Origin of the sequence: Streptomyces solicamelliae, from assembly GCF_045348655.1 — a bacterium.
GTDB lineage: Bacteria > Actinomycetota > Actinomycetes > Streptomycetales > Streptomycetaceae > Streptomyces > Streptomyces solicamelliae.
In genome coordinates, this window is record NZ_CP160404.1 from 6,689,293 (window position 1) to 6,703,514 (window position 14,222).

Genomic DNA, 14,222 nt, shown 5'->3' on the forward strand with positions numbered 1-14,222 from the left:
CGGCTCCAGCCGATCTCCGGGACCGGTCACCCCTCCCGCAGCAGGCCGTCGCACAGTTCGAGCCGACGGGTCACCGAGACCCCGTCCAGGAAACGTTCGTCGTGGCTCACCACGACGAACGCGCCCCGGTAGGCGGCCAGTGCGCTCTCCAACTGCCCGACGCTCACCAGGTCCAGGTTGTTGGTCGGCTCGTCGAGCAGGAGGAGCCGGGGCGCGGGCTCGGCGTGCAGCACACAGGCCAGGGTGGCGCGCAGCAACTCGCCGCCGGACAGCACGCCGACCGGGACGTGCGCCTGCGCGCCGCGGAACAGATAGCGGGCCAGGAGGTTCAGCCGCTCCGCCTCCGGTGTCGCGGGCGCGGCCGCCGCCAGATTCTGCGCCACCGTCAACTCCCGGTCGAGCAGGTCGAGTCGCTGCGTCAGATGCGCCACGCGGCCCTCGGCCCGCCGGACCTCGCCGCGGTCCGGTTCCAGGTCCCCGCCGAGCAGGCGCAGCAGCGTCGACTTGCCCACCCCGTTCGCCCCGGTCACCGCGATGCGCTCCGGACCCCGGATCACCAGGTCGAGACCGGCGAACAGCTCCCGGCCGCCGTGCGAGGCGGCCAGGCCCGTACCGGTGAACAGCGTGCGCCCGGCCGGGACGTCGGTGTCCGGCAGGTCGAGGACGAGCCGGCGGTCGTCGCGGACCGCGCGCCCGGCCTCGTCGAGCCGGGCCCGCGCCCCGTCGACCCGGGCGGCGTGCATCCGGCCGGACCGCCCGGCCGCCTCCTGCGCGCCGCGCTTCATCGTGCCGGCGAAGATCCGCGGCAGCCCGGCGTCCTTGAGGTTCCGAGCCGCGTTCCCGGCACGGCGATCGGCCCGCTCCCGCGCCAGCCGCAGCGCCCGCTGCTCGCGCTTCAGCTCCTGCTCGGCGGCGCGGACGTCCCGTTCGGCGGCCTCCTGCCCGATCCGCACAGACTCCTCGTACGCGGTGAAGTTCCCGCCGTACATGCGCAGTTCGCCCTGGTGGAGCTCGGCGATGCGGTCCATCCGGTCGAGCAGCTCGCGGTCGTGGCTGACGACGAGCAGGCAGCCCTGCCAGTCCGCCAGCACGTCGTGGAGCCGCTGCCGCATGCGCCGGTCGAGGTTGTTGGTGGGCTCGTCGAGCAGCAGGACGTCCGGGCGCTTCAGCAGCTGCCCGGCGAGGCCGAGGGCGACGACCTGACCGCCGCTGAGCGTGCCGAGCCGGCGGTCCAGGGCGACGTCGCCGAGGCCCAGCCGGTCCAGTTCGGCGCGGCTGCGCTCCTCGACGTCCCAGTCGTCGCCGATGACCTCGAAGTGGCGCGCGTCGGCGTCACCGGCCTCGATGGCGTCGATCGCACGCACGATCGGCGCGATGCCGAGCACCTCGGCGACGGTCGGCGCGGTGCCGGCGGTGGCGAGCGGCAGGTCCTGGGGCAGGTGGCCGAGGACGCCGGACACGGTGACGGAGCCGGCGGCGGGCCGGTGCCGCCCGGCGATCAGCTTGAGCAGGGTGCTCTTGCCGGCGCCGTTGGGAGCGACCAGACCGGTGCGGCCGGGGCCGACGCTGAAGGTCAGGTCGGAGAAGACCGGGGTGTCGTCCGGCCAGGCGAAGGACAGGTGGGAACAGGTGACGGTGGCGTGCTGGGACATGGCGAAGACCTCGGGTGCGTCGCAGGGCGCGCCGCGCGCGGCTCGGCCGGGGCGCGCGGTCCTGCGGAAGGCGGGAAACGGGCAGACGGGACTCGGCCACGCACGGCAGCGCGTCTTTCACGCGCCGGCCGGTGGCCTGCACCGCGGGGCTCACCCCGAGATGTCTACGTCACCTGCCACGTTTCGCTCTCCTCGGTCTCGGACGGTTCCTGACGACCGTACGTCACGGGTCGCTGCGAGCGCCTCCCGTTTTTCCGTACCCGGGCGCTTCGCTACCCGGCCGCCGGCCTCGTCGACTTCAGCACGCCGATCTTGTCGATGCGGTGCTCCGGGTTGTTGTTCGCGTCCCGCCAGAAGTTCCCCTCGGCGTTGTCCTCGGGGGTGGCGCAGGTGGAGAGGGTGATCATCGCCTTGGTCGGCTTCTCGCCCGGGTCGCCCGGGACCGCCGCGCGCTGCGCGGCCAGGGAGGCGGCGGAGCGGAACGACGTCTCGCGGGTGGCGGTGATCTCGTACTCGTAGACTGTGTCGCCCGCGGTGACCAGGACGGAGTCGCCCACCTCGACGGCGGGGAGCTCGCGCAGCGGGCCGCCGGCGGACAGACGATGGGCGGTCACCAGATAGTTCCCGATGTCGCCGGGCCCCACCCCGCCCCGCTCGCCGTAGGGACTGGCGGCCACGCCGCGGTCCTGGATGCGGGTGCCGGGACGGTCGTCGGTGGTCCCCTCGTACGGGACGACCCGCAGGTCCTGGACCCCGATCGACGGGATGTCCAGCTCCGCCGCACGCGCCCGCGCGGTCGGTGAGGGCTCGGGCGAGGGGGCCCGGACCGGGGGCGCGGAGAGCGGGGGCACCGCGGCGGGTGCGGGGGCGGAGGTCACGGTGGTCGGGGCCGAGGGGTTCTTGGAGGCGTCGGCGGCCTGCCCGGCGCCGGCGCACCCGACGACGAGGCCCGCGGCCAGGGCGGCGAGAGCGAGGGAAGCGGCGCGTGTACGGTGCATGGTCTTCCAGAATGCGACGAAAAGCGCCGACTGGAAACCCCTGTCCGAGAACAGCCGGTCAGGAGGGGTGCCTCACGCCGCTCACTCCGGCTGCGGCGTCAGCCGGTGCAGGCCCCTGCTGTCGTAGTAACGGGTCATGGCGAAGCCGAAGGCCAGCGCGCCGGCGGTGCCCACCGCGATCATGATCCAGCCGCGGGCCAGGCCCGCGTCGGCGCGCGCGTCGAAGTACAGGATCGCCCGCACGCCGGAGGCGAGCTGGTGCATCGGCTCGAAGGTGCTGAGGAACCGGAAGAAGCCCGGGGTGGCCTGCAGCGGCACGGTCGCCCCGGACGAGGGCAGCGCCAGGGCGATGAACACGAACATGGACACCAGCTGCCCGATGCCACCGAACGCCGCGTTGATCGCCTGCACGCCGAGCCCCACCGCGAGGATCGCGCAGTACGAGAACAGCCACAGCATCGGGGCGTGCGGGGCGTCCATGCCGAGGATCGTCACCGTCCCGACCATGACCAGCGTGGTCGTGAGCACCGAGACGCCCGCCGTCATCAGCATCTTCAGGATGAGCGTCTGCGTGCGGTTGATCGGCACCGTCGGCCGCCGCGTGTGCCAGGGGCCGAGTTCGCTGTCCATGTACCCCAGCGAGGTGTCGACGCCCGTGCTGATGACGTTGCCGCCGATGAAGCCGCCGAGGACCAGCAGCAGCGTGTAGTAGAACGCCGAGAGCCCGAGACCGCTGTGGTCGCCGATCGGATGCCCCACCTCTGTCGCCGCCACCACGGGGTCGGTCAGGAGCAGCCGGGCCGTCGGGTCGGCGCCGGGGTTCGCTGCCGTGAGCTGCCGGCCGATGTCCGCGGACGCCCGCCGGACGGCTTCCTCGTTGATCTGCGCCGCCATGCTGGAGCCCAGGCTGCCGACGCCCGGGTTGGTGAGCACCTGGATCGCCGGCCGGCTCCGCGCCGCGTCGGTGGTCAGGGCCGCGACGGAGGCCGTGAAGTCCGCGGGGACGACCAGCGCCCCGTACACCTTGCCGGCGGCCAGCGCGTCCTCGAGCCCGGCGCGGTCCAGACGGCGCCAGTCGACGCTGTCCTCCGTGGCCTCGGAGGCGGCGACGGCGTCGGTGATCTGCTTCCCGAGGTTCTCCCGCTGGCCGGGGAGCGGCCGGCCCTCGTCCTCGTCGACGAGCGCGATCGGCAGCCGGCTCAGGCTGTCCGTCGGATTCACGATGCCGCCCATGTACAGCAGGGACAGGAACAGCGTGACCAGGGCGGTCAGCACGGTCGGGAAGATCCAGAGGGCGGGACGCCGGAGCAGCGCCCCGGCGCGGACCTGTGGACGGTCGGCGGGCGGCGCGTCGGCGGGCTGCGGATCGGGGGACTGCGGATCGGGGGACTGCGGGGGAGTCGCGGAGCTCATCCGGCCATCGTCGGCGGACGAGCCGTACAGGCCGGCGAAACAGGATGAGACGCGCATGTCGGGCGTGTCGCCCCGGAAGGTCCATCGGTCGTGAGGTCCGCCGGGCCGTGCGAAGCTCGTCCCATGAATCCGGCAGACATGGACATTCCGGCACAGGCGACCGGGGCCGGCGGCTCCACTCTGTCCTACGGGAACCGGGACGCACCCCACACCGTCCACTTCTTCCTCGAACTGCGCGACCGGGGCAGCGCCCGCGTCATGGAGAGCCTGCTGGACACCGTCCGCAAGGGCGCCGACGCCGGCACGTACGTCCTCGCGTTCCACTTCGCGGGCATGATGGACGACACCGTCGGCGGCAGCGGCTCCCGGCGCGCCCTCAGCGCCCTCGGGGCGGCGGCCGACGCCGGCCCCCAGGCGTTCGCCGACTACCTCGCCGCCCTGTTCGCGGCCCAGCCCTTCCCGCCCGGCTACGACCGCTTCGCCGAGGCCGACACGCTGCTCGCGGCGGCCGACGGCGTCGCCGGGCTGCGGTCCCCCGACTTCGACCGCAAGGTCAACCAGGGCACGTACCTGCACTGGGCCGGCGAGACGATCGCCCACTTCGAGTCGTACGGCGTCGTCGGCACGCCCGTGGCCTGGTACGACGACGACGTCGTCCAGGTGCTCCAGGCCGACGACGGTCCCGCCGTCACCCCGCAGGACTTCCTGTCGCGGCTGCCCGGCTGAGAACCCGTACCGCCGAAATCCGCGCCGCCGGTGAATCCGCACCGTTTGCGGAGCCACGGACACCGGGTTTCAGTGGTGAGGACCCCGCACGCGCTCATCAGGAGCTTGGCATGTCGATGGCATTCGGTTCCCCCTTCGGTTCGTCCGACCCCTTCAGCGAACTGCTCAACAGGTTCTTCGGGATGTCGCCCGCCTCCTCGCCGCCGGCGGTGCAACGGGTGCCGATCGGACGACTGCTGACCGAGTCCTCCCACGAACTCATCAACCTGGCCACGAAGAAGGCCGTCCTCGACGGCACCGCCGACCTCGACACCCAGCACCTGCTGTGGGCCGCCACCCAGGTCGATCCGTCCCGGCGACTCCTTGCCCAGGCCGGGGTCAACCCGGAGACGCTCGGGAACCAGATCGCCGAGGTCCTGCCCCATGAGTCCGGCGAACCCTCCGCCGAGCCCGGCCTCACCCCGGCCGCCAAGCGGACCCTCGCCGCCGCCTACGCCAACTCGCAGGCCGCCGGGGTCTCCTACATCGGCCCCGAGCACATCCTCAGCGCCCTCCTGGAGGACCCGGACTCCGGCGCCACCCGCCTGCTCAGCGCCGAGGACATGGACGTGCAGAAGCTGCGCGGAATGACCGACCAGGCCGCCCGCTCCGAGGGCATGCCCGCCGCCGCCAAGCCGCAGCAGCCCGCCACCACCCTGGACGAGTTCGGCCGCGACCTCACCGAGGAGGCCAAGGCCGGCAGGCTCGACCCGGTGGTCGGACGCGCCGAGGAGATCGAGCAGACCGTCGAGATCCTCTCCCGCCGCTCCAAGAACAACCCGGTGCTCATCGGCGAACCCGGCGTCGGCAAGACCGCCATCGTCGAGGGCCTCGCCCAGCGCATCGTCGCCGGAGAGGTCCCTGACACCCTGAAGGACAAGCGCGTCGTCTCCCTCGACCTGTCCGGGATGGTGGCCGGAGCGCAGTACCGAGGCCAGTTCGAGGAACGCCTCAAGAAGGTCATCGAGGACGTGCAGCAGGCCGAGGGCGAGATCATCCTCTTCATCGACGAACTGCACACCGTCGTCGGCGCGGGCGCGACCGGCGAGGGCTCCATGGACGCCGGCAACATGCTCAAGCCCGCCCTCGCCCGCGGCGAGCTGCACGTCGTCGGCGCGACGACCATCGACGAGTACCGCAAGCACGTCGAGAAGGACGCCGCCCTCGAACGCCGCTTCCAGCCCGTCATGATCCCCGAGCCCACCGTCGAGGAGACGATCCAGATCCTCGAAGGACTCCGCGACGCCTACGAGGCCCACCACCAGGTCCGGTTCGCCGACGGTGCCCTCGCCGCCGCGGCCGAGCTGTCCGACCGCTACATCAGCGACCGCTTCCTGCCCGACAAGGCCATCGACCTGATGGACCAGGCCGGCGCCCGGGTACGGCTGCGCAGCGCCAGCCGCTCCACCGAGGTCGTCAGCCGTGAGGACAGGCTCGCCAAGCTGCGCCGCGAGAAGGACCAGGCCGTCGCCGGCGAGCAGTTCGAGCGGGCCTCGGAGCTGAAGCAGCAGATCGCCGAGGTCGAGGCCGAACTCGCGGGCATCCGGGAGCGCCGCGAGGGCGTCGTCTCGGTGACCGCCGCCGACATCGCCGACATCGTCTCCCGCCGCACCGGCATCCCCGTCTCCCAGCTCACCGCCAGCGAGAAGGAGCGGCTGCTGAAGCTGGAGGAGGAGATGCACGCCCGGATCGTCGGCCAGGACGAGGCGGTCACCGCCGTCTCCGAGGCCGTGCGCCGCAACCGCGCGGGCATGGGCGACGAGAACCGGCCGGTCGGCTCCTTCCTCTTCCTCGGCCCCACGGGCGTCGGCAAGACCGAACTCGCCAAGACCCTCGCCGAGCTGCTGTTCGGCGACGAGGACCGGATGATCCGGTTCGACATGAGCGAGTTTCAGGAGAAGCACACCGTCGCCCGGCTCGTCGGAGCGCCTCCCGGGTACGTCGGCTACGAGGAGGCCGGCCAGCTCACCGAGAAGGTCCGCCGCCACCCGTACAGCGTCGTCCTCTTCGACGAGGTGGAGAAGGCCCACCCGGACGTCTTCAACACGCTGCTGCAGATCCTCGACGACGGCCGGCTCACCGACGGCCAGGGCCGCACGGTCGACTTCCGGCACTGCGTCGTCATCATGACGTCCAACATCGGCGCGCACCGCATCCTCGCCCACGAGGGCGACGCGGCCGACCTCAAGGACGAGCTGATGGAGGATCTGCGCGGCCGGTTCCTGCCCGAGTTCCTCAACCGCATCGACGACATCATCGTCTTCCACAGCCTCACCGAGGAGAACCTGTCGGAGATCGTCGACCACCTCCTGGACCGCAGCCAGCACCGCGTCCACGCCCAGGGCCTGAGGCTGGAGGTCACCGAGGCGGCGAAGAAGCTCCTCGTCGCCCACGGCTACCAGCCCGAGTTCGGCGCCCGGCCGCTGCGCCGCACCATCCAGACGGAGCTCGACAACCGGATCGCGTCCCTGCTCCTCGGTGGTGAGGCGAACCCCGGCGACACGATCGTCGCCGACGTGAAGGACGACTCGCTGCACTGCACCATCCGCCGGAACGCATCCGCAGAGTCCGGTGAGTCCGGCGCGGCCGAGGGTGCCGCCGAGACACCCAAGGCCGCCTGAGCGAAGGAGAGACCGATGGCCCGTCACCACCACAAGCCGAACGAGAAGGTCGAGGGCGACCCCGACACCGGCCACAGCCGCGGAATGCCCCGCCGCCCCGACGAGCAGGAACTCGAACAGCGGCTGGAGGAGGACCGGGAGGAGGTCGGCCTGCCGCCGAAGCCGGACCGAAAGGCCGACCGGGAGCGGCGGGACCGCGGCTAGCCCTCGGGCAGCCCGTCCACGACCGCCGCCACATCGGTACGGCGCGCGACCTCCACCAGGGCGCGCGCCATGACCGACCCCGGCTCCCGGGCCGCGACCACGAGCCCGACCGGCACCGTCCGGTCGGGCTCCGTCATGGGCACCGCCCGCATGCCGTGCGGCACGCCGAAGACGTGCAGCCAGGTGTGCGGTACGACGCTCGCCCAACGGCCCGCCCGCACATGGGCGAAGAGCGCCGCGACCGAGTCCGTCTCGACCCGGGGCGCGGGCCGCACCCCCACTTCGGCGAACACCTCGTCGAGGACCCGGCGCCCCTGCATCGCCCCCGTCAGCAGGCACAGCGACAGCCGCGCGGCCTCCGCCCAGGTCGCCGAGTCGCCGGGGGCGAGACTGTCCGCGGCATCGGTGAGCAGCACGTACCGCTCCCGGTACAGCGGCACCGCCAGGAAGCTCTCCGGAAGGTCCCGGTGCAGATACGTGATCCCGGCGTCGAGCTCGAAGTCCCGCAGCTGCCGCAGGATGTCCTCCGACTGGAGATCCGCCGCCACCTCCACGGTGACCAGCGGGTGCTCCGCGCAGAAGGGCCCCGTCAGCTGGGCGACGGCGCCCGACGCGGTCGGCACCGCGCCGATCCGCAGCCGCCCGCTCAGCCCGCTGCGCAGCGCGCCGACCTCGGCCCTCAGCGCGTCACGGTCGGCGAGGATCCGCTGCGCCCGCAGGACGATGCGCTCGCCCTCCGGGGTCAGCCCCTCGTACTTCCGGCCGCGCCGGACCAGCGGCACGTCGAGCTCGTCCTCCAGCTTCCGGATCGCCTCGGACAGGGCGGGCTGGGAGACGTGGCAGGCCTGCGCGGCGCGCGCGAAGTGGCGCTCCCGGGACAGGGCCACCAGATACTCGAGTTGACGGAACAGCACGTCACGGGTCTACCCGACCACCGGAGCGAACGCCAACCGACGCGTCCGGCGCGTTTGACGTGCCCTGGAGCCGCTCCGTCCCCGTGTACACGTTCATCGACGCGCCGCGCAGGAAGCCGACCAGCGTCAGCCCGCTCTCCGCCGCCAGGTCCACCGCCAGCGACGACGGCGCGGACACGGCCGCCATCATCGGGATGCCGGCCATCACCGCCTTCTGCACCAGCTCGAACGACGCCCGGCCGCTGACCATCAGGACCGTGCCGCGCAGCGGCAGCAGCCCCTCCCGCAGGGCGTGCCCGACGACCTTGTCCACGGCGTTGTGCCGGCCGACGTCCTCGCGCAGACAGAGCAGTTCGCCGTCCGCGGAGAACAGCCCGGCCGCGTGCAGTCCGCCGGTGGTGTCGAACACCCGCTGCGCCGCCCGCAGCCGGTCCGGAAGCACCGTCAGCACCTCCGGCCCGACGCGGACCGGATCCTCCGCGACCGACCACGCGGCCGTCGTACGCACCGCGTCCAGGCTGGCCTTGCCGCACAGACCGCAGGACGAGGTGGTGTAGAAGTTCCGCTCCAGCGAGGCGTCCGGGGCGGCCACCCCGCGCGCCAGGACGACGTCCACGACGTTGTACGTGTTGCCGCCGTCGGAGGTGGCGCCCGCGCAGTACCGGATCCCGGCGACGTCCTCCGCCCTGTGCACCACGCCCTCGCTGACCAGGAACCCGGCCGCCAGGTCGAAGTCGTCGCCCGGGGTGCGCATGGTCACGGTCAGCGGCCGCCCGCCGACCCGGATCTCCATCGGCTCCTCGGCGGCCAGCGTGTCGGGGCGGTACGAGGCCACGCCGTCCCGGATGCGCAGCACACGCCGTCGTGCGGTCACTCGTCCCATGGTTCGCTCCTCTTCCCGGATCGTGGCTCCGGCGATGTCCTGCAGGTGATCCGGTGCGTCCGTGCCGTCACGGCAGGTGCCTGCGGCTGTACCAGGCCGTGACCGCCAGGCACAGCAGCCCCACGGCCGCCAGGCCGGCCAGCTGCGCCGGGTAGGGCGCCGCCCCGGCCGTGACGGCGAGCAGCAGCGGCGTGAGGAATCCGGTGCCGGTGGCGCCGTGGTACACGGAGGTCGCGGACGTCCGGTCCTTCGGCGCGGCCAGGCGTTCGATCTCGCGCAGCCCCGACGCGAGGGTGAGTCCGTACCCCGCCCCGAGCAGGGCGGCCGCGGCCAGGACCAGCGCCGCCGAGTCGCCGTGCACGGCGTACGCGCTCAGCAGCAGCCCGCCGATCACCGCCGCCAGGGACGCCAGCGTGGCCCGGGCGCTGTGCGCCTGGTCGAGCCGGGCCGCCAGCGGCTGGACGGCGACGCCCACGGTGAGCGTCAGCGCCGTCACCACGCCGCTGAACACCGGCGCGTACCCGGGCGTCCGGTCGGCGACCAGCGGCGGGAGCACGACGTAGGCCACGGTGGCGGCGGTGAAGACCGCGGGCGCCGCGGGCAGCACCACCCGCACGAAGCGGGGGTGTCGGTACACCGCCCCGCGGCACAGGTGCGCGAGCAACGGTTCCGCCCGGACACCGGACCCCGGCGCCGCGGTCTCCGGTACGCGTCCGGTGGCGCCGAGCACCAGCAGCGCGAGCAGCGCGTGCGCGAGGCACGGCAGCACCATCGGCCGCGGCAACCACTCGGCCAGCACCCCGGCCGCCAGCGCCCCGGCGGCGAAGCCGCCCCCGGTGGCCCACGCCCCGCGGCGGGCGCCGGCGTCGGGTCGGCCCGCCCCGGCGGACAGCTCCCGCAGCCACGCGGTGCCGGCCATCAGGACCAACCCCGCCGCGAAGCCGGTGGCCAGCCGGCTGACGTACACGACCCACTGCTCCACCGAGGCCACCGCCAGCAGGCCGCTGGCCGCCGCCGACAGTGCCAGCGCCGACCGCACCGCCCGCCGCCTGCCGAACCGGTCGGCGGCCGGCCCGCCGAGCAGCAGGCCCGGCAGCAGCCCCAGCAGGTACGTGGTGAACATCGCCGCGACCGGGACGGCCGGCCAGTGCTCCTCCGTCCGGTACACCACGGCGAGCGGGGTGAACTGGTTCGCGCCCCACCCGGCGGCGAAGACCGCTGCCGCCGCCGGGATCCAGCCGCGTGTCGTGCGGTGGGAAGCCATGACGGTGAGTGCCCTTCCGGCTCACGCCGTGTCGCGGGACGGTTCCAGACGGACCAGAACGCCCTTGGAGGTGGGGCAGTTGCTGATGTCGGCGACGCTGTCCAGCGGCACCAGGACGTTCGTCTCGGGGTAGTACGCGGCCGCCGAGCCCCGGCTCGACGGGTAGGAGACGACCTTGAAGCCCTCCGCGCGCCGCTCCCGGCCGTCGTGCCAGACGCTCACCAGGTCCACCAGGTCCCGGTCGGCGAGGCCGAGTTCGGCCAGGTCCTCCGGATTGACCAGGACGACCCGGCGGGCGTTGTGGATGCCGCGGTAACGGTCGTTCGGCGCGTACCAGATGGTGTTCCACTGGTCATGGCTGCGCAGCGTCTGCAGCAGCAGATGCCCCTTCGGGATCTCCGGCATCGTGAAGTCGTTGCAGGTGAAGACGGCCTTGCCGCTCGGCGTGGGGAAGACGCCGTGGTTCACCGGGTTGGGGAGGGTGAAGCCGCCGGGCACGGCCACGCGGGCGTTGAAGTCCTCGAAGCCGGGCACGACGCGGGATATCCGGTCCCGGATCGTGGCGTAGTCGGCCTCGAACTCCTCCCAGGGGACGGACGGTTCGTCACCGAGCACGGCACGGGCGAGCCGGGCGACGATCGCCACCTCGCTCAGCAGGTGCGGGGAGGCCGGCGGCAGCTTGCCGCGGGAGGCGTGCACCTCGCTCATGGAGTCCTCGACGGTGACGAACTGCTCGCCGGACGCCTGCACGTCCCGGTCGCTGCGCCCCAGCGTGGGCAGGATCAGCGCGGTCTCGCCGCACACCGTGTGCGAGCGGTTGAGCTTCGTGGACACGTGCGCGGTGAGCCGGCAGCGGCGCATCGCCTCCTCGGTCAGCTCGCTGTCCGGAGTCGCCCGTACGAAGTTGCCGGCGACGCCCAGGAAGACCTTCGCGCGCCCCTCGTGCATCGCGCGGATGCTGTTCACCGCGTCCAGGCCGTGGTGCGCGGGCGGGGTGAAGCCGAACTCGCGGCCCAGCGCGTCCAGGAACGACTGCGGCATCTGCTCCCAGACGCCCATCGTGCGGTCGCCCTGCACGTTGCTGTGACCGCGCACGGGGCAGACGCCGGCGCCGGGCCGGCCGATGTTGCCGCGCGCCATCAGGAAGTTGACGATCTCGCGGATCGTGGGCACGCCGTGCTTGTGCTGGGTGACGCCCATCGCCCAGCACACGATGATCTTCCTGCTCGCGAGCACGCGCTCGAAGAGCGCCTGGATCTCGCCGCGGTCCAGACCGGTCGCCGCCAGGATGTCGTCCCACGCCACCTTGCGGGCGTGCTCGGCGAAGTCGGCGAAGCCGGTGGTGCGGGTCCGGATGAACTCGTGGTCCAGGATCGTGCCGGGCGCCGTGTCCTCGGCCTCCAGGAGCAGCCGGTTGAGTGCCTGGAACAGGGCCAGGTCCCCGCCTGCCCGGATGTGCAGGAACTGGTCGGCGATCGCGGTGCCGCGGCCGAGGATCCCGCGTGCCTTCTGCGGGTGCTTGAAGCGCATCAGCCCCGCCTCGGGCAGCGTGTTCACCGCGACCACCTGACCGCCGTTGCGCTTGGTCTCCTCCAGCGCCGACAGCATCCGCGGATGGTTGGTGCCCGGGTTCTGTCCCACGACGAAGATCAGGTCGGAGTCGTGGATGTCGTCGAGCGAGACGCTGCCCTTGCCGATGCCGAGCGTCTCGCCGAGTCCGAAGCCGCTGGACTCGTGGCACATGTTGGAGCAGTCCGGCAGGTTGTTGGTGCCGAAGGCGCGGGCGAGGAGCTGCAGCAGGAACGCGGCCTCGTTGTTCAGCCGGCCCGAGACGTAGAACAGCGCCTCGTCGGGCGAGTCGAGCCGCTTCAGCTCGTCGGCGAGCAGGCCCAGGGCCTCGTCCCAGCCGATCGGCTCGTAGTGCGTGGCGCCCGGCCGCTTGACCATGGGCTCGGTGAGCCGGCCCTGCTGGTTGAGCCAGTAGTCCGACTTGCCGTCCAGCTCGGCGATCGTGTGCTCGCGGAAGAACTCCCGGGTGACGCGGCGCGAGGTGGCCTCGTCGTTGATGTGCTTCGCGCCGTTCTCGCAGTACTCGTTTTTGTGCCGCTTGCCCGGCGCGGGCTCGGGCCAGGCGCAGCCGGGGCAGTCGATGCCCTGGGGCTGGTTGATGTTCAGCAGCGTCAGCGCCGTGCGCCGCGGGGACGTCTGGTCCAGCGAGTACTCCAGCGCGTGCGTCACCGCCGGCAGCCCCGTCGCCCAGGTCTTGGGCGGGGTCACCTTCAGATCGTCGGTCGGGTCCTCGATGCTGCTGCTCATGTCCTTCTGCCTCTTTTCCGAATTTCCGGACGGCGCTGCCGGAGCAGCTTCACGAGAAACCCGTCGGCTTGTCAAAGAGGGAACTCCGATGACGAGATAAGCGTCGCCTATCACCCCTCCTCAACAGTGCTTGACCAGGACGTATGTGGGGCTGGAAAAGCGCCGCCTATCACGTCATCGGGGCCCCTTCTTTGACGGGGAAGGTGAATTAACCGAGGATTTTCGAGCAGTGATATACGGGATTCACGGAATTCACCCGTGGAGTGAGGAGAGGTCTGCCGCATGACTGACACGGCCCCGCCGGCCGACCGCTTCGGCCGCGTCCACACCGACCTGCGGGTCTCCCTGACCGACCGGTGCAATCTGCGGTGCACGTACTGCATGCCGGCCGAGGGACTGAACTGGCTGCCCCGGCCCGAACTGCTCACCGACGACGAGGTCGTCCGACTCGTCCGCGTCGCCACCGAGCGCCTCGGCGTCACCTCGGTGCGGCTGACCGGCGGCGGGCGGCCACGCTCGCCGAGGCACTGGACGCGGCCCGGACCCGCCACGCCGACCGGCCGCGCTTCGCCGCCGTCCTCGGGTACTGCTCGTTCCTCGTGGACGGACACCCGGTCGGCGACCGGGATCACGCCGCCGTCCCCCTGGCCGACGGAGGCACGGTCGAGGTCCTGCCCCCGTTCGCCGGAGGCTGAGCCCGTCCCGTTCCGTCGACCGCCCTCCCTCTCCCCAGGACCAGCCTCATGACGACCCCGCCCCGCACCCCCGCCGACCCCGTCCGCCTGCTCGGCGTACGCGACACCCCGCTCTCCCTCGACGAGGTGTACGCGGCGGTCGGCGACGCCGCCGCCGGCGGCACCGCCCTGTTCGTCGGCACCGTGCGCGACCACGACGGCGGCCGGGACGTGACCACCCTGGAGTACAGCGCCCACCCCGGCGCTGTCGGCGAACTGCGCCGGGTGGCCGAGAAGGTCGCCGCCGACTTCCCGGTCCGCGCGCTGGCCGCCGTGCACCGGACCGGTCCGCTCGCCGTCGGCGACATCGCCGTGATCGCGGCCGTCTCCTGCCCGCACCGCGCGGAGGCGTTCGCCGCGTGCGAGCGCCTGGTCGAGGATCTGAAGCACGAGGTGCCGATCTGGAAGCACCAGATCTTCACCAGCGGCGAGGACGCATGGGTGGGCGCCTGCTGACG

Annotated in this window: 11 protein-coding genes and 2 pseudogenes; 6 read left to right on the forward strand and 7 right to left on the reverse strand. The window is 72.5% G+C overall.

Going from position 1 to position 14,222, the window contains the following annotated elements; genetic code table 11:
• Positions 1-26 precede the first annotated feature (26 nt).
• The 3 genes from ABZO31_RS30825 to ABZO31_RS30835 all read right to left on the reverse strand — a co-directional run bounded on the left by ABZO31_RS30825 (position 27) and on the right by ABZO31_RS30835 (position 4,063).
• Positions 27-1,652, reverse strand: a complete 1,626-nt coding sequence (locus tag ABZO31_RS30825) for an ABC-F family ATP-binding cassette domain-containing protein (RefSeq protein ID WP_406864610.1) — start codon at positions 1,650-1,652, stop codon at positions 27-29.
• Positions 1,653-1,924: 272 nt separating this feature from the next.
• Entirely contained in the window at positions 1,925-2,650 is a 726-nt protein-coding gene (locus ABZO31_RS30830) for a class E sortase (protein ID WP_406864611.1), read from the reverse strand.
• An 81-nt stretch (positions 2,651-2,731) separates the two neighbouring features.
• The gene (locus ABZO31_RS30835) at positions 2,732-4,063 is read right to left on the reverse strand and encodes a YhgE/Pip domain-containing protein (RefSeq protein WP_406864612.1); all 1,332 of its coding nucleotides are present in this window, start codon (positions 4,061-4,063) and stop codon (positions 2,732-2,734) included.
• 123 nt (positions 4,064-4,186) lie between these two features.
• On the opposite strand from ABZO31_RS30835, the gene ABZO31_RS30840 reads away from it, so the two are divergent.
• The 3 genes from ABZO31_RS30840 (at position 4,187) to ABZO31_RS30850 (ending at position 7,653) form a co-directional block, all read left to right on the forward strand.
• A complete protein-coding gene (locus tag ABZO31_RS30840) occupies positions 4,187-4,789 on the forward strand; it encodes a thioredoxin domain-containing protein (RefSeq protein ID WP_406864613.1) in 603 nt (200 codons plus the stop codon).
• Positions 4,790-4,899: 110 nt separating this feature from the next.
• Positions 4,900-7,449, forward strand: a complete 2,550-nt coding sequence (locus tag ABZO31_RS30845; RefSeq protein ID WP_406864614.1) for an ATP-dependent Clp protease ATP-binding subunit — start codon at positions 4,900-4,902, stop codon at positions 7,447-7,449.
• Positions 7,450-7,464: 15 nt separating this feature from the next.
• The gene (locus tag ABZO31_RS30850; protein WP_406864615.1) at positions 7,465-7,653 is read left to right on the forward strand and encodes a hypothetical protein; all 189 of its coding nucleotides are present in this window, start codon (positions 7,465-7,467) and stop codon (positions 7,651-7,653) included.
• On the opposite strand, the gene ABZO31_RS30855 is transcribed toward ABZO31_RS30850, so the two are convergent.
• From ABZO31_RS30855 to ABZO31_RS30870, 4 genes are all read right to left on the reverse strand, one after another.
• Positions 7,650-8,567, reverse strand: coding sequence for a LysR family transcriptional regulator (locus ABZO31_RS30855; RefSeq protein ID WP_406864616.1), 918 nt, complete (start codon positions 8,565-8,567; stop codon positions 7,650-7,652). The two genes, ABZO31_RS30850 and ABZO31_RS30855, sit on opposite strands and share 4 nt — an antisense overlap.
• Position 8,568: 1 nt before the next feature.
• Positions 8,569-9,450, reverse strand: coding sequence for a formate dehydrogenase accessory sulfurtransferase FdhD (gene fdhD / locus ABZO31_RS30860; protein ID WP_406864617.1), 882 nt, complete (start codon positions 9,448-9,450; stop codon positions 8,569-8,571).
• Between the two features lie 67 nt (positions 9,451-9,517).
• Positions 9,518-10,714 carry an MFS transporter gene (locus tag ABZO31_RS30865; protein ID WP_406864618.1) on the reverse strand — a complete coding sequence of 399 codons (1,197 nt, stop codon included), beginning with the start codon at positions 10,712-10,714 and terminating at the stop codon, positions 9,518-9,520.
• A gap of 21 nt (positions 10,715-10,735) precedes the next feature.
• Positions 10,736-13,030, reverse strand: coding sequence for an FdhF/YdeP family oxidoreductase (locus ABZO31_RS30870; protein ID WP_406864619.1), 2,295 nt, complete (start codon positions 13,028-13,030; stop codon positions 10,736-10,738).
• Between the two features lie 282 nt (positions 13,031-13,312).
• Here ABZO31_RS30870 and ABZO31_RS30875 point away from each other — a divergent pair.
• From ABZO31_RS30875 to ABZO31_RS30885, 3 genes and pseudogenes are all read left to right on the forward strand, one after another.
• Positions 13,313-13,534, forward strand: a pseudogene (locus ABZO31_RS30875) (radical SAM protein); the annotation flags it as partial.
• Positions 13,534-13,725, forward strand: a pseudogene (locus ABZO31_RS30880) (MoaD/ThiS family protein); the annotation flags it as partial. The pseudogenes ABZO31_RS30875 and ABZO31_RS30880, both read left to right, overlap by 1 nt.
• A gap of 48 nt (positions 13,726-13,773) precedes the next feature.
• Positions 13,774-14,220 (forward strand): molybdenum cofactor biosynthesis protein MoaE, encoded by a 447-nt coding sequence (locus ABZO31_RS30885; protein WP_406864620.1) that lies wholly within the window; start codon positions 13,774-13,776, stop codon positions 14,218-14,220.
• Positions 14,221-14,222 lie beyond the last annotated feature (2 nt).